This window comes from Lysobacter antibioticus HS124 (assembly GCF_000336385.2).
Taxonomy (GTDB): Bacteria; Pseudomonadota; Gammaproteobacteria; order Xanthomonadales; family Xanthomonadaceae; genus Lysobacter; species Lysobacter firmicutimachus.
This window is the reverse complement of sequence record NZ_HG424543.1, coordinates 19,603-35,794: the sequence shown is the minus strand read 5'-3', so window position 1 is coordinate 35,794 and position 16,192 is coordinate 19,603. Positions and strand designations below refer to the sequence as shown.

Here is a 16,192-nt window from a genome sequence, read left to right as displayed (position 1 = left end):
GGACATTACCCTTTCACGGTAGCGACCGGGGTTCGAATCCCCGTGGGGACGCCAGATTGAAGCCTAAACCCCTGATTCGTCAGGGGTTTTTGCTTTTTAATTCGGGGTTTTTCGGATCGGTCCCTCTCCCGATCTTTGTGCGATCTGTCGTTTGGCTTTGCTGTTCGTGTTCGATGCAAGTGCGAGTAGCGAGTCGTTGGATTCGCGCCGAGAAATTCTTGACATCCGACTCCCTGATCGCCAGAACTAGCCTCCAACGACAAGGAGGGGGCGATATGTCAGCAGCAGAGTGGGCCTGCGGCCCAAGTGCAGCAACGTTAGTAGCTGCCCTATGACTCCCCTTGAAGTCCTCGATGCAGAATTTGCAGGTGCGAGTGACCGAGCTGCAGCGATTGTTGCGGCTGCGGTTCTCGATGACACCCTGCGAGAGCTTCTCGAAGCAGCCCTGGTTCCCGATCGGCCCGCTCGCCTAGATCCATTCGCTCCGAATCAGGAACTTGGCTCCTTCATGAGCCGCGTCAAGATGGCCTTTCTCCTAGGATTGATCGACGAATCCGAAAGGAAGCGGTTGGCGCTAGTGGCGAAAATACGGAATGAGTTCGCTCATCTAGTTCAAGATCTGAGCTTCAACAGTGCGAGGGTCGCTGATAGATGCCGAGAGCTTTCGCCTCCAACGGAACTTGTTCCGCCTCGCTACGTGCCCGAGATCCTAGAGCTGGAAAAGCTCCACGAATTCAAGACGCCTCTCGCCGATCGAGATGACCCTCGGGCGCTGTTTGAGGAAGCAACTCTGTTTCTTGTCTATGTCCTGAAAGGTCGTCTCGCCCAGGCCAAGAGCAGGAGACCTGACAGTCCGCCGCCATTCAAGAATGCTGCAGAGCCGGCTGGGGAGTATTTGGCCCATGCCATGGTGGCAAAGCGACGTGCGATCGAAAACAACCACCCCCAGGAAGAGATCGCCGAGCTAACTGACCTAGTGGCTAAGCTAGCCAATATCGTGGTGTTCGCAGCCGCGGGGGCAAATAAGTCCGCGCCTACGGGCTAATCGTTTGCTTTCGGTTCCAGGGGGCACTCCCATCCTCGCGTCTTTGAATCCAGTGATTCGCCATTTGCCGATTTGAAGGCTTTCCTGGCTCGGTTTGCTCCACTTCTCTCTGCAGATGCGCGCTTTGACCTCTGGGCTGCCGACCGCAATCTATGTCAGCGAGTTCGAGCCGAGCACCCGGACCCCATTACTCAACATCAGATCCAAGCGACTCCCTGTGGGCTGTCGGGACGAGAGCACGAGAACAGATGACAATCGCTGCGCGACTGCGCTGATGTCCCGAGCGCGCAGCAAAAGCTCATTTCAGCGCCACCGGCCGCCATTCGTCATTGCCGACGAATTGTGTGAACCCGAGCTCGAAGCTTTCGCCTATCTCAGCTCTGTATGCCAGCAGCGGTGGCATGCCAACATCGAAACGTCGCTGAGCCAACTCGCCTATCAAATGCCACGTTTCGTCCGAGGCACGGGCGCCTAGTACGACCCCCAGTAGGCTTGCACTTGGAATCTCGATCCATTGGTTCGCTCGCTTTGCCTCGGCGATTCGCCACTCTCGCTCGTACTCCCAGGCCTTTCCCTTAGTAAAGATCAGATGCATCTGAAAACCGCTGGCTTTAAGCGCGCTGCGGGGATACTCATCTTGATAGCGAATCGGGAAGGCGGCGCCGATCGAGTCATCGCTCGCTCCAAGCCGAAAGATCAACGCAATGCCCTTGTGTGAGTTGGCGTAGTGGGCCCACATTAAGGGATGGGCGACACTGTCTGACATCGAGAAGATGCCGACGTCATCCAAGGCCGAGGAAAGGTGACCCGGCATGCGGTCCTTGAAAAGCGCGGGGTCACTCATTCGCGCCACGTCGTCAGCGGTCGGGATTAGACCCGGTGGCGCTCTCGAGACGATCCCATTCACGAACTCGGCGATCTGCCGGGGATCGCTGGTGCCGTTCACTCCAAACTGAGTGTCGAAGGGGTCGTTGAAGTCCCTGCGGCTCGTCAGGCGCAAACGGTTATGCAGTAAGAGCTCGTGCAAGGCCAGCGGAAAATACTTGGATTCGCTGGACATGAACTTGTAGAGCCGATTGGGAGGATTCTCGGCGATCCCGCGCAGCTTGAAAGTTTCGTGCAGCCACTCGTTGAACTCGGCTTCGTACTCTCGGCCCATGCCTCAATCTCTCCTATTGACGTTGGCCTCATCCAAGATCGCACACCGTCTTGCTTAATCGGAACGGCGCTAGGCTGCTTGAAGCCCAGTGACTTGCCCCTGGTCTTAGGGCCACGGGTTACTTCGTAGAGTCCTGGTTCTGACCTCTTCTCTTAGGTAGTGCCAATCAAAACTGGAAAATTAGGCAGTTAGGGTTAGGCGAACTGCACCGCGAACTCGACCGGCCGGATCATGTCCATTACCCAGTTCTTAGGTTGCGTCGGACGCGCTTCGGGCGTCCCTTCCTACCAGGAACGACGTAAAAGATTGATTTGTAAAGAAGTTCTATTCGGGACTTAACGAGGGATCCCTGTGGGGACGCCAAAAGCAAACGAATCGGGGCCCGGGAAACCGGGCCCCGATTCGTTTTTGCGTTCGGGATGCGGGATTAGAGATTCGAAACGTGGATTCGGGCGAGGCGGCTCGGTAATCGGTTCGCCTCGAGCCCTTGCCCGAAGCGATCCGGGTCCTCGCGATTTACTTTGTTACTGCGATCGGGGCGCGGCTTCGTCGTCGAGGCGCGCTTCGGCCGGCGCCGGAGTTTCTGCGGCGGACTGCGCCGGCAACAGCGCACGCGCCAATACCAACCCCGCACCCAGGCCGACGCACTGCGCGGCGACGAATCCGGCCACGTCCTGCGGGCGGATGCCGGCAAAGCTTTGGGTCAGTGCGCGCGCCAGGGTCACCGCGGGATTGGCGAAGCAGGTGCTGGCGGTGAACCAGTAGCCGGCGAAGACGTAGGCCGCGACCAGCGCCGGCACCGCGGTGGGACGATGGCGCAGGCCGAGCAGGATGGTCAGCACCAGGCCGGCGCTGGCGACCGCTTCGCTGAGCCATTGCGCGGCGCCGCTGCGCGCCTGGGTGCCGGGCTGCCACAGCGGCAGCTCGAACATCGCGTGCGCCAGCAGTACGCCGGCGATCGCGGCGACGAGTTGCACGGCGACGTAGGCCAGCGCTTCGCGCGTGCCGATGCGCCGTTGCAGGCGCATGGCCGCGGTCACCATCGGGTTGAAGTGCGCGCCGGAGATCGGGCCGAGCACGGCGATCAGCGCGTACAGCGCGGCCGCGGTCGCGGCGGCGTTGGCGAGCAGGGCGACGGCGTCGTTCCCGGCCGCCAGGCGCACGCCCATGATCCCCGAGCCGACCACGGTCGCGAGCAGGGCGGCGGTGCCGAGGAATTCGGCCAGCAGTTTGCGCGCGAACGGATTCACAGGCTGGCCAGCAAGGCTTGCACGCGCGCGGAGATCTCGTCGCGCACGGCGCGGTAGCCGTCGTCGTCGAGGTGCTTGGGATCGGGCAGTCCCCAGTCCTCGCGCCGCTTGGCCGGAATCCACGGGCAGTCGTCGCCGCAGCCCATGGTGACGACCGCGTCGAATTCGCCATCGACATCGTCCAGCGATTTGGACGCGTGCGCGCTCAGGTCGTAGCCGAGTTCGGCCATGAACCGCACCGCCTTGGGGTTGATCCGGCCCGACGGTGCCGAACCGGCGCTGAAGGCTTCGACCGCGCCGCCGCCGTGGATGCGGGCGAAGGCCTCGGCCATCTGGCTGCGGTTGGAGTTTTCGATGCAGACGAACAACACGCGCTTCACGGGCGATCTCCCAGGTGTTTTTGCATGCACGCCGCCGAGGCCGGGCACAGCGAGCGGAATTCGGCGCTGTCGCGCAGCGCCGGCGGGGCGAGCCGGCGTTCGACCAGCGCGTAACCGCGGCGGGCGAAGAACGGCTGCGCGGTTTCGGTCAACAGCAGCAATTGGCGCAGGCCGCGTTCGCGCGCCTGCGCTTCCAGCGCCTGGACCAGGGCGTCGCCGACGCCGCTGCCACGGTAGTCCTCGCGTACCGCCAGCGAGCGCAGCAGGCCGTCCTGCGCGTAGGCTTCCAGGCCGATGGCGCCGATCACACGCTGGGCGTCGACCGCGACGATGAAGTCGATGGCCGCGGTGTCCAGGTCGGCGACCGGCAGTTTCGATTCGATCAGCAGCGCGCGCACTTGCGCGCGCTCGTCCGGGGTGCAGGGGCGCAATCGCATCGGCGCGCGCTCAGCAGCAGCCCGAGCGCGGCGCGCAGCAGCTCGCGCCGGCGGCCTGGGCCGGCGCCGGCTTCATCGCCGCCGGGTCCGGAGTGCAGCCGGCGCCGTCGCTGGCGCAGGCCGCGCCGGCGCCGTGGTAGCTGGTGGCGTCGCCGAAGGTGTGGAAGCTCTCCCAGCGCGTGCCCTGCGGATCTTCGGTCCACAGCTTGTCGGAGCGCGCGTAGCAACACACCGCGGCGCCTTCCGGCACCACGCTGCCGCCGGCGGCGTCCAGGCGCGGGCCGAGCGCGGCCAGCTCCTCGGCGCTGTCGACCTGCAGGCCGAGGTGATCGATGCCGGGCGTGCGGCCGGTGGCGGAAATGGCGAAGTTGATCCGCGGGTCTTCGAGCATCCACTTGGCGTAGTCGGGCTTGAGCACGCTCGGCTCGGCGGCGAACAACTCGGTGTAGAAGCGCAGGCTGGCGGGCAGGTCGGCGACGTTCAGGTGCACATGGAAGCGGTTCATGACGTGGCTCCGGTGGGGCGCGGCGGGCAGGGCTGGGCCGGGCCGCAGGCGGCGGACCCGGCGCAGCAGTTTTCGGTGAGGTAGGCGAGCAGGGCGTTCATCTGCGCGTAGTGGGCGCGCACCCGGATCACCCGGCCCTCGCGCTGGTCCTCGACCAGGGCGGCGGCGCGCAGCACGTTGAGGTGGGCGCTGAGAGTGGCCGGCGGCAGGCCGAGGCGTTCGCGCAGTTCGCCGACCGACAGGCCCTCCGGACCGGCCTGGACCAGGTGCCGGAAGGCGGCGAGGCGGGATTCGTGGCTGAGTGCGCCGAGGGCGCTCAAGGCGGCTTGGGTGTCCATAATTCCAATATTCCGGAATTATAGAATTGTGTCAAGGCGGCCAGTGGAAAATCCGATCGATGGCTCAGGTCGGGTCGCGATGGGCCGGCAGCGGCGGCCTGTCCGCCGGACAGGCCCGCGGCAGAGTCCGGCCGCAGCCGCTCTGGGCGTGTTCCAACGAGGCCGGCGTCTCGGCCCGCGTCAGCGCGCGCAGCGGCACGCCGTCGTGCACGACCGTGACTGCGTAACGTCCGCGCGGCAGCGCCGGCAAGCGGGCGAATTCGGCGGCGCCGCGCTGCTACCGCGCCTGCGCATCGCGTACTCGTTCGGCCCGCGTCGCCTCGGGATCGGGCCGGGGAAAGGTAGGCGAAGACGCGCCGGCGACCGCAGCGTGCGCAGCCTGCAGGCAGGCCGCGCACGCCGGTGCTGTCGCTCGACCGTTAATCGGCGCTCGCGGGCGCCGCCGCCGGCGGATTGAGCATGCCGTCGGTGACCACGTCGATGGCCTCGGCGAAACTGCCGGTCATCCACGGCTGGCCGTCGCCGCCGTACAGATCGATGCGGCCTTCGACCGTGCGCCGCGCGGCCGGCTGCTCCAGCGCCTTGCGGTAGGTGGCGAAGCCTTCGAGCAGGGCTTGGGTGCTCATGCTCGACGGGTCGCCCTTGTCGGCCATCAGCTGTTCCAGACCGCCCTTCAGCGCCGGCACCTGGCAGCGGTAAGTCACCGTGGCGATGGTCTGCCCCGGCCGGACATCGTTCGGGCGCTGCTGATTCGACACGCCCTTGCACTGGGCGTTGGCGACCGCGTTGGCCTGGCTCTTCATGGCGGCGATGATCGCCGGCTTGGCCTGGGCGGGGTCGGCCTTGGGCAGCGAGCTGAGGACCGAATCGGCGAAGGTGGCGTAGGACTCGTCCAGGGTCTTCGGCGCCGCGGCCAGCGCGGCCAGGTCGAATGCGTCTTTGCCGTCGAAGGCCGGCTTGAGGTAGTCGTTGAGGCGCTTGCCGGCCTCGGCGTCGTGGGCCAGGGCGACGCGCAGGTACAACTCGGCGACCTGCTCGGGCGTGAGCGCGGCGGGGGCGGCGAGAGCGGGGGCGGCGAAGGCGGCGAGGGCGAAAGCGAACAGCGGGGCGCGGGTCCTGCGGAGCATCGTGGGCATCCTTGTCGGAAGGGGGGCGCGCGGCGTGAACGCCGGGCGGTGACCAGAGTAGCGCAGCTCAGGCGTCGGCCGGCGCCGCCGGCACGCGTTCGAGCACGCCGCCGGCGTAATCGCGCAGAAACGGCAAGTCCGGGCGGTGGGCGTAGCCGATGTAGCAGTCGCACCGCGCGTTCGGACAGGCGCGCGGACGCAACTGCGCGGCGTAGCTGCCGTCGTAGAGATTGCCCAGCGGCTCGGCGACGAAATGGCAGCGGCGCACGTTGCCGTCGCCGTCGACCGAGATCACGCGCTCGCCGGTCAGGCAGGGCGCGCCGAGGCTGGGCGCGGGCTCAAGGTTGTAGCGGAAGTGCGGATCGATGCGCTGCAAGCGTTCGACCTGGGCGGCGTCGTAGTAATCCGGCGGGCGCGGGTCGAAGGCGTTGAGCCACATCGGCGTGCGCGCCGGCAATTGCGCGCGCAGCGCTTCGATTTCGTCCAGGTCTTCGCGCCGCGCGACCATGCCGACGCTGTGGCGCACGCCGCGGCGGTCGAGTTCTCGGCAGCGGGCGAGAAACGCGCTGCGCGCGACCTGGCTGGGGTGGTAGGTGCACCACAGCGCCAGCCGCGCGGTGTCGACCGCGTCCAGCCAGCGCATGCCCACGCACAGGTTGGTCTGGATCGCGACCCGGCGCAGTTGCGGCAAATGGCTCAGCGTCGTCAGCGCGTCGCGGTAATGGCGACGGACCAGGCCCTCGCCCCAGGGCGTGAACAGGATCGACAGCGGCCGTCGCTGCTGCGCGGCCCAGTCGACGAAACGCCGCAGGTCTTCGGCATCGCGACGCAGCGCGCCGCGGCTGTCGTAGGCCTTGGCGAAGGGGCAGTAGCCGCAGTCGTAATTGCAGCTGCTCAGGCGCCCGCGGTACAGCACCGACAGGTGGCCCGGCACGGCCGCGTCCGCCGGCGCCGGAAAGCGGCCGTCGGCGACGAGGCGGGCGTGGTCGTCGAGGTTCATCGCGATGCGCTCAATCCAGCCGGTAGTCGCGCATGCGTTCGGCGACCGCGGCCGACACCAGCCAGGGGCCGATGGTGTCGGCGCGGGCCATGCCGGTGTCGGTCAGCGCGATCAGCTCGCCGTGTTGCTCGGCCAGGCCGAGTTCGAACAGTTCGGCCAATTGCGGCAGCTGCTGCAGGCAATCGGCACCGAAGCGGTCGCGATAGTCGGCGCGGTCCAGGCCCGGTCGCACCAGCAGCGACTGGATCGCGTGCCGGCGCCGGCGTTCGTCCTCGTCCAGGGCGATGCCGTAGTCGGCGTAGGCGAACGAGGCTTCGTCGCGGGCGAGATAGTGGTCGAGGATCTCGGCCACGCTGCGCCGGGCGACCCCGTATTCGCTGGAGTAATGCAAGGCGCCGGTGTAGGAGCGCGCGCCGCAGCCGATCCCGACCATGCCGTCGCTCTGGCAGCAGTACACCGGCGCGGCGGTGTCCGGCGCATGCGGGGCGCGGAACATGCGCATCGACACCTGGGTGTAGCCGGCGGCGAGCAGGCGCGCGCGGCCGGCCTGGTACAGGGCCAGGCGCGGGTCCAGCGGTTCGGCCTGCACGGCGAACCCCGGCTTGCCGCGCTTGCCTTCGATCCGGCCCAGCCCGGTTAGCGGCCGCACGTACAGCGGGTAGAGGTAGATCTCCTCCGGCGCATGCGCCAGCGCGCTGTCGATCGAGGCGACGAAGCTGGCCTCGCTCTGGCCGGCGATGCCGTAGATCAGGTCCAGGTTGAGCGTCGGCAGGCCTTGCTCGCGGATGCAGGCGATCGCGCGTTCGACCACCTCGCGCTGTTGCGGCCGCACCAGCGCGCGCACTTCGGCCTCGCTGAAGCTCTGGATGCCCATGCTGACCCGGTCGATGCCGGCGTCGCGGCACAGGCGCAGTTTCTCCGCGTCGACGGTTTCCGGCGAGACCTCGATCCCGGCCGGGATCGCGCGCAGGTCGATGTTGGCGTGACGCGTCACCATCTCGAACACCCGGCCGAGCTGGCCGGCGTCGAGATAGCTGGGGGTCCCGCCGCCGAGGGCGAAGCGCACGAAGCGATGCTCGCCCAGGGCCGCCGCGGTGGCGCGCAATTGCCGTTCCATCTGCTGCAGATAGGCCTCGACCTGGGCCGGCGCCGGCCGCGCCAGCGCGAACAGGTTGCAGAAGCCGCAGCGGTAGGAGCAGAACGGCACATGCAGGTACAGGAACAGCGCCTCGCGGCGCTCGCCGGCCCACAGTCCGCGCAGAGGCAGCGCCGGTTGCAGCGGCCGGTAGGCGGTTTTGTGCGGGTACGAGTAGGAGTACGCCTGGTACGGCGGCAGCTGCAACAGGTCGGCGAGGGTCGGGGCGGTCATGGATCGAGCAGGAAGTGCGCGTAGGGCACGGTCATCACCGTGTCGTGGGCGAGGCGGTGGCCGTGGTAGCCGTCTTCGCCGTAAGCGGTGCCGTGGTCGGAGCAGACGATGGCGAAGGCGCCGCCGCGTTCGCGCAGGACGGCGAACAGCGGCGCCAGCGCCGAGTCGACGTAGCGCAGCGCGGCGCAGTGGCTGTCGTAGCCGTCGCGCTGCGCGCCGGGCAGGTAGTGGCGGTTGGGCTGGTGCAGGGCGGAGACGTTGATGAAGGTGAAGCAACGCCGCGCGCGTAGTTCCGCGCTGCGCAGGCGTTCGCAGGCCAGCGCGACCTGGCGTTCGGTGGAGTCCGGCGCGGTCACGCCGAAGCCTGGGTTCCAGTGGCTTTCGTCGAACAGACCGGGAAACTGCGAGCCGAGCGGATTGCGCTGGTTGAAGAAACCGACCCCACCCAGGCAGAGGGCGTGGTAGCCCAGGTCGCGCAGGCCGGAGACGATGTCGGCGCGGCCGCGCAGCACGCAGGTGCACGCGTCGGTGGTTTCGCTGCCTTCGAACTCCAGCGCGAACAGGCGCGGATGCGGACCCGGCCGCGCCGGTGTGGGCAGAAAGCCGGCGAAGAACGCCGCGTGCGCGGCATAGGTGAAGCTGCCGGGCGTGTGCCGGCGCTCCCAGCCGCCGGGCGGCAGCAGCGGCCCGAGCACCGGCAGCTCGCCGCGTTCGTAGCACTGCTGGGCGGCGTCGTAGCGCAGGGTGTCGAGGGTGATCAGCAACAGATCGCGACGGCCGACGATGGCGCGCATGTCGGGTGCGTCCCGGTCGAAGCCGGCCGGGTCGGAGGCGGAAGCGTCGCTGGATTCGGTCATGGTCGGATCAGGCCGCGGCCCGCGGCGCGTGCGCGGCCGGCGTCAGCGCGGCCTGGTCCTGGTAGGCGTCGCGGCCCTGCCAGCGCAGTTGCGGCAACAGGTCGCCGAAGGCGTTGGCTTCCAGCACCCAACTGCGGCGTTCGCGCAGGATCAGGTCGAAGCCGATCGAGCGGCTGCGCGGGAACGCCGCCGCGGCGCGTTCGACCGCGGTTTGCAGGGCCTGGGTCTGCGCGGCGTCGAGCCAGTCTTCGACCGCGCCGCGGCGGTTGCCCAGGTGCAGGTTGGTCAGGGGGCTGCGGCTGACCCGGGCCACGCGCTGGCGCGCGCGGCCGTCCAGCGCGAGCACGCGCAGGTCGTAGTGCGCGCCGGCGTCGTCGGGCGCGCGCGGCTTGGCGATCCAGCGCTCGGCATAGGCGCCTTGCGCGGCCAGGGCGTCGATCAAGCGTGCGATCAACAGGCCGTCGGCGTAGCGGCGCGGGCGCAGCGAGTTGTACAGGCGCAGGCGGCCGTCTTCGTCGACCGCTTCGACCGAGCCGTAGGCGACCTCGCGCCCGTCGCGATGGCGGCGGTAGGCGAGCACGCCGGCGCCGGAGGAACCGTAGCGGGCCTTGACGAAGACCCGGTCGCAGCCGGTGTCCCGCAGGCGCCGGCGCAAGTCTTGGTAGCCTTCGATCGCGCCGAGCAACGGCGGCGCATCGACGCCGGCGGCGATCAGGCGTTGCTGGCAGGCGAGCTTGTCGCTCATCGCGGCGATGTCGGCGGGCGGGTTGAGATAGCGCGGCGCGTCCGGCAGGCCGGCGAGCAGGTCGGCGAAGCCGGCGTACCAGTGCTGCTGGTGCGCCAGTTCGCCGTATCGCAGCGGCGCCGGCGCATCGCCGTGCCCACCGAGGCGGCGCCAGCCGCGCTCGATCAGCGCCGCGTGCAGCGCCGGGTCTTCGCCCGGCGATTCGAGTTTGACCAAGGCCTGCGGATGCGCGGCCAGCGCTTCGCAGGCGAGTTCGGGCCGCAGCAACAGGTCGGCGTAGTCGACCAGCGCCGCGTCCAGGCCCTGCGCCTGCAGGGCCTGCAGCAGGCCCCGCACCCGCCGGCTGTCGCGCGGACCGAACAGCAGCCAGGGACGCGCCGGCACGGGCTTACTCGGCGACCGCGACGTAACGCTCGCCCTCGTACTCTTCCGCCTGCTCTTCCAGCACTACCGTGCACGGCAAGGCGGCCAGCTTGGCCTGCCACTCCGGCGAGATGTAGTGATGGCTCAGGTCGATGCGTTCGATCGAGCCCAGGTGCGGGCTTTCGCACAGCGCCTGCGCGCCGACGTCGCCGATCGTGCCCAGCGACAGGTCCAGGGTCTGCAGCGTGGCCAGCCACGGCTGCTGCGCCAGCCACACCGCCAGTTCGTCGGCGATGCTGGCGTTGCGCAGGCCCAGGTAGCGCAGCTGGCCCGGTTGCAGCTTGGCCAACAGGCGCTGGTAGGTGTCCAGGCTGCCGTCGAAGCCGTATTCGTCGCTGCCCAGCCACAGTTCCAGGTGGCGCAGCGCCGGCAAGCTGGAGCCGGCCAGGGCGTCGACGATCTTCGACGGCAGGCCGCCGCATTCGATCGCCAGTTCCTGCAGCTGGGCGTGGTCGAAGGCCTGCAGTTCCAGGTTGCTGGAGCCGCGGATGCGCAGCGATTCCAACTGCGGGTAGGCGGCCAGCAGCGGGTTGTAGGCGCCCTGGATGATCCAGGAGATCTCGCAGTCCTCGTAGGTCATGTCGCCGACGAACAGGCCCTTGAGCGCGGCGAACTCGGCGCGGCGCTCGATCAGCGCGTCCAGGTAGCCGGTCGGGCCTTCGTCGTGGGCCTCGCTCCAGGGGCCGATCACCAGCGCCTCGATCGAGGCCGGCGGCACCTGCGCCAGCAATTCGGCGAACAGCTCGCCCTGGCTCTCCTGGCTGTCGTAATCCTGGTGCAGGCGATAGACGACGTCGCCGCCCTCGGCCTGGCCGCCCTTGCTGAAATTGACGATGCGCTTGCCGCGATAGAACTGCGAATACTCGCCGATGGCCACGGTAGGCCTCCTTGCCGAAAGTGGATCAAGCATACCCGCGCGCGCCGACCGCCGTCACGGTGCGGCGCATCGGCGCGGCGTCAGTGGAAGTCGCGCGAATGGGTGCTGAGGTTGCCGAGCAGGGCGGTCAGGTCTTCCATGCGCGAGACGATCAGGTGCTGGACGCCGTCGACGCGTTCCAGGCGGCCGTCGATCGCCATCAGCCGCGCCTCGACCAGGACCCGCCGCTGGCGCTGGGCCAGGTCGCGCCAGACGACCGCATTGACCGTGCCGTCCTCGTCTTCGAGGCTGAGGAAGGTGACTCCGGCCGAGGTCTCGGGATGCTGGCGCACGGTCACCAGCCCGGCGAAGCGCACCTGGCTGCCGTTGGCGGTCTTGGCCAGTTGCGAGGACCGCCGGCAGCGCCGCGCGTGCAGGGCGCTGCGCAGCAACGACAGCGGATGCCGGCCGAGGGTGGTGCCGAGCAGGGCGTAGTCGGCGCGCACGTCCTCGCCGGCGCTGGGCAGCGGCAGCGGCACCGGCGCTTCGTCGCGGGCGACGCCAGCGAACAGCGGCAACTGGGTGTCGACCCCGGCCACCGCCCAGCGCGCGCGATGGCGATGCCCCGCCAGCGCGCGCAAGGCGCCGGCGTCGGCGAGCAGGGCGCGCGCCCGCGCGTCCAGCGCCGCGCGCGCGCACAGGTCGTCGACGTCGCGCCACGGCGCCTGCGCGCGCGCGTCGCTGATCCGGTCGGCGGAGGCTTCGTCGAAACCGGCGATCAAACGCAGACCCATGCGGATCGCATGCGGGTGGCGGCCGCCGCCGCGGCCGGGCAGGGCTTCCAGGGTGCAGTCCCAGTCGCTGTAGCGCACGTCCACCGGCAGCACGGCGACGCCGTGGCGGCGGGCGTCGTGCAGGATCTGGCCGTGGGTGTAGAAGCCCATCGGCGCCGAGTTGATCACCCCGCAGGCGAACGCGGCCGGGTGGTAGTGCTTGAGCCAGCAGCTCACGTAGGCGATCAGGGCGAAGCTGGCGGCGTGCGATTCGGGGAAGCCGTAGCTGCCGAAACCCTTGATCTGCTCGAAGATGCGGTGGGCGAAGTCTGCGCTGTAGCCGTTTTTCAACATGCCCGCGTGCAGTTTTTCCCGGTGCGGCTCCAGGCCGCCGTGGCGCTTCCAGGCCGCCATCGAGCGGCGCAGCTGGTCGGCCTCGCCGGGCTGGTAATCGGCGGCGACGATCGCGATCTGCATCACCTGCTCCTGGAACAGCGGCACGCCGAGGGTGCGCTTGAGCACTTCGCGCAGCGCGTCGGAGGGGTATTCGACCCATTGCGGATTCTTGCGCCGCTGCAGGTAGGGGTTGACCATGTCGCCCTGGATCGGGCCCGGCCGCACGATCGCGATTTCGATCACCAGGTCGTAGAAGTTGCGCGGCCGCAGCCGCGGCAGCATCGACATCTGCGCGCGCGATTCGATCTGGAACACGCCGATGGTGTCGGCCTCGCAGATCATGTCGTAGACCGCCTTGTCGTCGCCGCCGGCATTGATCGCGCTCATGCTCAGTTCGCCGACGCCCTGGGACTTGAGCATGGCGAAGGTCTTGCGGATCGCGGTCAGCATGCCCAGGGCCAGGCAATCGACCTTGAGCAGTCCCATCGCGTCGAGATCGTCCTTGTCCCACTGCACCACGGTGCGCCCGTCCATGGCCGCGTTCTCGACCGGCACCAGGGTGTGCAGCGGACGCTCGGAGATCACGAAGCCGCCCGGGTGCTGCGACAGGTGGCGCGGGAAGCCGCCATTGACCAGCAGCGCGCTCAGGCCCACCACCTTGCGCAACAGCGGCGAATCCGGGTCGAAGCCGCGTTCGCGCAGATGCTCCGGCAGCGGCACGTCCTCGCTCCAGCGGTCCAGGGTGCGCGCCAGCTCGCCGATCTGGTCCTGCGGCATGCCCAGGGCGGCGGCGACGTTGCGCACCGCGCTGCGGCCGCGGTAGCTGATCGCCACCGCGGTCAGCGCGGCGCGCTCGCGGCCGTAGTGTTCGAATACGTACTGCAGCACTTCTTCGCGGCGCTGGTGCTCGAAATCGACGTCGATGTCGGGCGGCTCGTTGCGCTCGACCGACATGAATCGTTCGAACAGCATGCCCATCCGGGTCGGGTCGATCTCGGTGATGCCCAGGGCGTAGCAGACGATGGAATTGGCCGCCGAACCGCGGCCCTGGCAGAGAATCTCCCGGCGCCGCGCGAACTCGACGATGTCGTACACGGTGAGGAAATACGACTCGTAATCCAGCCGGCCGATGATGTCCAGCTCGTGCTCGATCTGGCGCTGCGAGTCGGCCGGGACGCCTGCGGGCCAGCGCCGCAACGCGCAGCGCGCGACCAGTTGGGGCAGCCAGGTCTTGGGCGTTTCGCCCGCCGGCACCAGTTCGTGCGGGTATCGGTAGTCCAGGCCTTTTTTCAGGTCGAAGCGGCAGCGCTCGGCGATGCGCAGGGTCTCGTCCAGCAGTTCGCGCGGATAGATCGCCGCCAGCGCCTTGCGGATGCGCAGGTGGCGTTCGCCGTTCGGGAACAGGCGCCGGCCGGCCTCGGCGACGGTGCAGCGGTGACGGATCGCGGTCATCACGTCCTGCAGCGCGCGCCGGCCGCGTTCGTGCATGTGCACGTCGCCGGCGGCGACGCAGGGCAGGCCGTGGCGCGCGGCCAGGGCCTGCAGCGCGGCCAGGCGCGCGGCATCGTCGGCGCTGCGGTGCAGGCCGACCGCGACCCACAGCCGGCCGCCGAAACGCGCCTGCAGCCAGGCCGCATGGGCCGCGTCGCGCTCGTCGCCGTCGGGCAGCCACAGCGCCAGCAGGCCTTCGCAGCGGCCGTCGAAGTCTTCGCCCAGGCTGCGGTACTCGCCCTTGCCGGCGCGGCGCCGGGCGAGAGTAATCAAGGCGCACAGCGAGGCATAGCCGGCGTCGCGTTCGACCAGCAGCACCAGCTTGGGCCCGCCGTGGATGCGGATCTCGCTGCCGACGATCAGGGGCAGGCCGGTATCGCGCGCGGCCTGCCAGGCGCGCACGATCCCGGCCAGGGTGCATTCGTCGGTGATCGCCAGGGCGCGGTAGCCCAGGTCGCGGGCGCGCTCGAACAGCTCGCGCGCGACCGAGGCGCCGCGCTGGAAGCTGAAGGCCGACAGGCAATGCAGTTCGGCGTAGTCGGGCAGGGCCTGTGCCTTGTCGGTGCGGTCGACGGATAGCGCGCTCATGCGAACCAACCGTGGAGCAGGAATTCGCCGTCGCCGCCGGCGTCGCGGTAGGCCCAACCGCGCTGGCCGCGCGCGGTTTCGACCAGGTAGTAGTCGCGGCGCACGTCGTCCTCGTCCCACCAGCCCGATTCGATCCGCTCCGGCCCGGCGAGGATGCGCAGGCCCGCTTCGCGCAGCGGCACGGGTTCGCTGAGCAGCCAGCCCGGGCGCGGCGGCATCGGCTCGGCGACGATGTCCGCGCGCGTTGCCGGCGCATCGCCCGGCAACGCGCGCCAGGCGCGTTCGGGCCGATGCTCGGCCTGCACCGCCAGCCCGGCCACCGCCTCGTCGCCGAGCCGGGCGCGCAGGCGTTCGCGCAATTGGTCCCAGGGTACGGCCTGCTGCGGGCGCGGGTCGAACAGGTCGCGTCGCGCCGGCACGAACGGCGGCAGTTCCTCGGCGAGCAGGCGCAGGCCGATCGCCGGCGCCGGCAATTGCGCCTGCTGCAGGCGGCCGCGGGCGAGTTCGAACAGCATCGCCGGGTCGCGCTCCGGCGCGAGCAGGCCGACGACGACTTCGCTCTGGCGATGAGTGCGGCCGTGCAGGCCCGGCTCGTGTTCCAGCACCAGCACGAAACGCGCCACGCCGCCGTCGCGGCCGGCCAGGTAGGCGGCCAGGTCGGCGGTCAGCCGGCGCAACGGAAACAACAGGGCCTGGCTGGATTCGACCTCGTGGCCGAGCTCGATCCGCGCCTCGAAACGGTCGGCCGGTTGGAAGTAGCGCAACGGCGGCGCGTCGACCCCGCGCAGCGCATCCAGATGGGTCAATGCCGCGGCGCCGAAACGCCGCCCCAGCGGTGCGCGCGGCAGCGCGAACACCGCGCCGAGCCGGTGCAGCCCCATACGTTGCAGCGCCTGCACCGTGTCGGCGTCGAAGCCGCTGCGCTCGATCGGCAGCCGCGCCAGCGCCGTCTCCAGTTGCGCGTCGTCGACGGCATCGTGTTCGCCCAGATTGCTCAGCACCCGCGCCGCGTGCGGGTTCGGCGCGGCGACGATGCGATGGCGGAAGCCCAGTTCGTGCAGCTCGGCGCTCAGGCGCTGGCGCAGTTGCGGCCAGGGCCCGAACAGGGCGCGGCTGCGGCCGACTTCCAGCACCACCGCATGGGCGAATTCGGTGCTGACCTGGGAGCTGTAGCGGTAGGCCCAGGCGGCGAGCAACTGGCGTGCGCGCTCGGTGGCGTCGGGGTCGTGGTCCACCGTGTCGAAGCCGTCGGCGATGGCCTGGGCCGCGATCAGCGACAGGCCGGGCTTGAGCCCGAGCGCGCGCGCGGCGGCGTTGACCGCGTACAGGCGCCGGCGCGCGCGCGGGCCGTCGACCAGGGCCAGCGCGCGCTGCGGCTGCGCGCGCTGGCGCAGGACCACGTCCAAGGCGAGTTGCGGCAGCAGCAGGCAGGCCCAGCGCACGGCGGCGTCCT

General features: G+C 69.2%; 15 protein-coding genes. 1 reads left to right on the top strand and 14 read right to left on the bottom strand.

Annotated elements, in window-relative coordinates; all coding sequences use genetic code 11:
- The first annotated feature begins 508 nt into the window (after positions 1-508).
- Positions 509-1,045: a hypothetical protein gene (locus TX83_RS22910; RefSeq protein WP_141233553.1), complete on the top strand. Its 537-nt coding sequence runs from the start codon at positions 509-511 to the stop codon at positions 1,043-1,045.
- 298 nt (positions 1,046-1,343) lie between these two features.
- Here the strand turns inward: TX83_RS22910 and TX83_RS17505 are convergent, their stop codons facing one another.
- The 14 genes from TX83_RS17505 to TX83_RS17435 all read right to left on the bottom strand — a co-directional run bounded on the left by TX83_RS17505 (position 1,344) and on the right by TX83_RS17435 (position 16,181).
- On the bottom strand, positions 1,344-2,204 hold the full coding sequence (locus tag TX83_RS17505; protein WP_064749261.1) for a DUF2971 domain-containing protein: 861 nt from the start codon (positions 2,202-2,204) through the stop codon (positions 1,344-1,346).
- A gap of 524 nt (positions 2,205-2,728) precedes the next feature.
- Complete coding sequence (locus tag TX83_RS17500) at positions 2,729-3,454, bottom strand: aquaporin (RefSeq protein ID WP_064749260.1); 726 nt, start codon at positions 3,452-3,454, stop codon at positions 2,729-2,731.
- Entirely contained in the window at positions 3,451-3,834 is a 384-nt protein-coding gene (locus TX83_RS17495; protein WP_064749259.1) for an arsenate reductase ArsC, read from the bottom strand. Before TX83_RS17495 ends, TX83_RS17500 begins: the two co-directional genes overlap by 4 nt.
- The gene (gene arsN2 / locus TX83_RS17490; protein ID WP_064749258.1) at positions 3,831-4,271 is read right to left on the bottom strand and encodes an arsenic resistance N-acetyltransferase ArsN2; all 441 of its coding nucleotides are present in this window, start codon (positions 4,269-4,271) and stop codon (positions 3,831-3,833) included. The genes TX83_RS17495 and arsN2 overlap by 4 nt, the downstream gene beginning before the upstream one ends.
- Positions 4,272-4,281: 10 nt before the next feature.
- Positions 4,282-4,776, bottom strand: a complete 495-nt coding sequence (locus tag TX83_RS17485; protein WP_064749257.1) for an ArsI/CadI family heavy metal resistance metalloenzyme — start codon at positions 4,774-4,776, stop codon at positions 4,282-4,284.
- On the bottom strand, positions 4,773-5,114 hold the full coding sequence (locus tag TX83_RS17480; protein WP_064749256.1) for an ArsR/SmtB family transcription factor: 342 nt from the start codon (positions 5,112-5,114) through the stop codon (positions 4,773-4,775). Before TX83_RS17480 ends, TX83_RS17485 begins: the two co-directional genes overlap by 4 nt.
- A 419-nt stretch (positions 5,115-5,533) precedes the next feature.
- The gene (locus tag TX83_RS17470; RefSeq protein ID WP_064749254.1) at positions 5,534-6,241 is read right to left on the bottom strand and encodes a hypothetical protein; all 708 of its coding nucleotides are present in this window, start codon (positions 6,239-6,241) and stop codon (positions 5,534-5,536) included.
- A 67-nt stretch (positions 6,242-6,308) separates the two neighbouring features.
- Positions 6,309-7,241 carry an STM4011 family radical SAM protein gene (locus TX83_RS17465; RefSeq protein ID WP_186442636.1) on the bottom strand — a complete coding sequence of 311 codons (933 nt, stop codon included), beginning with the start codon at positions 7,239-7,241 and terminating at the stop codon, positions 6,309-6,311.
- A 10-nt stretch (positions 7,242-7,251) separates the two neighbouring features.
- The gene (locus TX83_RS17460) at positions 7,252-8,610 is read right to left on the bottom strand and encodes an STM4012 family radical SAM protein (protein ID WP_064749253.1); all 1,359 of its coding nucleotides are present in this window, start codon (positions 8,608-8,610) and stop codon (positions 7,252-7,254) included.
- A complete protein-coding gene (locus TX83_RS17455; protein WP_064749252.1) occupies positions 8,607-9,467 on the bottom strand; it encodes an STM4013/SEN3800 family hydrolase in 861 nt (286 codons plus the stop codon). The genes TX83_RS17460 and TX83_RS17455 overlap by 4 nt, the downstream gene beginning before the upstream one ends.
- A gap of 7 nt (positions 9,468-9,474) precedes the next feature.
- Positions 9,475-10,575: an STM4014 family protein gene (locus TX83_RS17450; RefSeq protein WP_064749263.1), complete on the bottom strand. Its 1,101-nt coding sequence runs from the start codon at positions 10,573-10,575 to the stop codon at positions 9,475-9,477.
- 25 nt (positions 10,576-10,600) lie between these two features.
- Positions 10,601-11,512 (bottom strand): STM4015 family protein, encoded by a 912-nt coding sequence (locus TX83_RS17445; protein ID WP_064749251.1) that lies wholly within the window; start codon positions 11,510-11,512, stop codon positions 10,601-10,603.
- 80 nt (positions 11,513-11,592) lie between these two features.
- Complete coding sequence (locus TX83_RS17440; protein WP_064749250.1) at positions 11,593-14,739, bottom strand: error-prone DNA polymerase; 3,147 nt, start codon at positions 14,737-14,739, stop codon at positions 11,593-11,595.
- The gene (locus TX83_RS17435) at positions 14,736-16,181 is read right to left on the bottom strand and encodes a Y-family DNA polymerase (RefSeq protein WP_064749249.1); all 1,446 of its coding nucleotides are present in this window, start codon (positions 16,179-16,181) and stop codon (positions 14,736-14,738) included. Before TX83_RS17435 ends, TX83_RS17440 begins: the two co-directional genes overlap by 4 nt.
- Positions 16,182-16,192 lie beyond the last annotated feature (11 nt).

Excerpts from the sequence above, each read along its gene's own strand:
- TX83_RS22910 (WP_141233553.1), top strand. The coding sequence starts at position 509 with ATGAGCCGCGTCAAGATGGCCTTTCTCCTAGGATTGATCGACGAATCC.
- TX83_RS17505 (WP_064749261.1), bottom strand. The coding sequence starts at position 2,204 with ATGGGCCGAGAGTACGAAGCCGAGTTCAACGAGTGGCTGCACGAAACT.
- arsN2 (WP_064749258.1), bottom strand. The coding sequence starts at position 4,271 with ATGCGATTGCGCCCCTGCACCCCGGACGAGCGCGCGCAAGTGCGCGCG.
- TX83_RS17485 (WP_064749257.1), bottom strand. The coding sequence starts at position 4,776 with ATGAACCGCTTCCATGTGCACCTGAACGTCGCCGACCTGCCCGCCAGC.
- TX83_RS17480 (WP_064749256.1), bottom strand. The coding sequence starts at position 5,114 with ATGGACACCCAAGCCGCCTTGAGCGCCCTCGGCGCACTCAGCCACGAA.
- TX83_RS17470 (WP_064749254.1), bottom strand. The coding sequence starts at position 6,241 with ATGCTCCGCAGGACCCGCGCCCCGCTGTTCGCTTTCGCCCTCGCCGCC.
- TX83_RS17465 (WP_186442636.1), bottom strand. The coding sequence starts at position 7,241 with ATGAACCTCGACGACCACGCCCGCCTCGTCGCCGACGGCCGCTTTCCG.
- TX83_RS17460 (WP_064749253.1), bottom strand. The coding sequence starts at position 8,610 with ATGACCGCCCCGACCCTCGCCGACCTGTTGCAGCTGCCGCCGTACCAG.
- TX83_RS17455 (WP_064749252.1), bottom strand. The coding sequence starts at position 9,467 with ATGACCGAATCCAGCGACGCTTCCGCCTCCGACCCGGCCGGCTTCGAC.
- TX83_RS17440 (WP_064749250.1), bottom strand. The coding sequence starts at position 14,739 with ATGAGCGCGCTATCCGTCGACCGCACCGACAAGGCACAGGCCCTGCCC.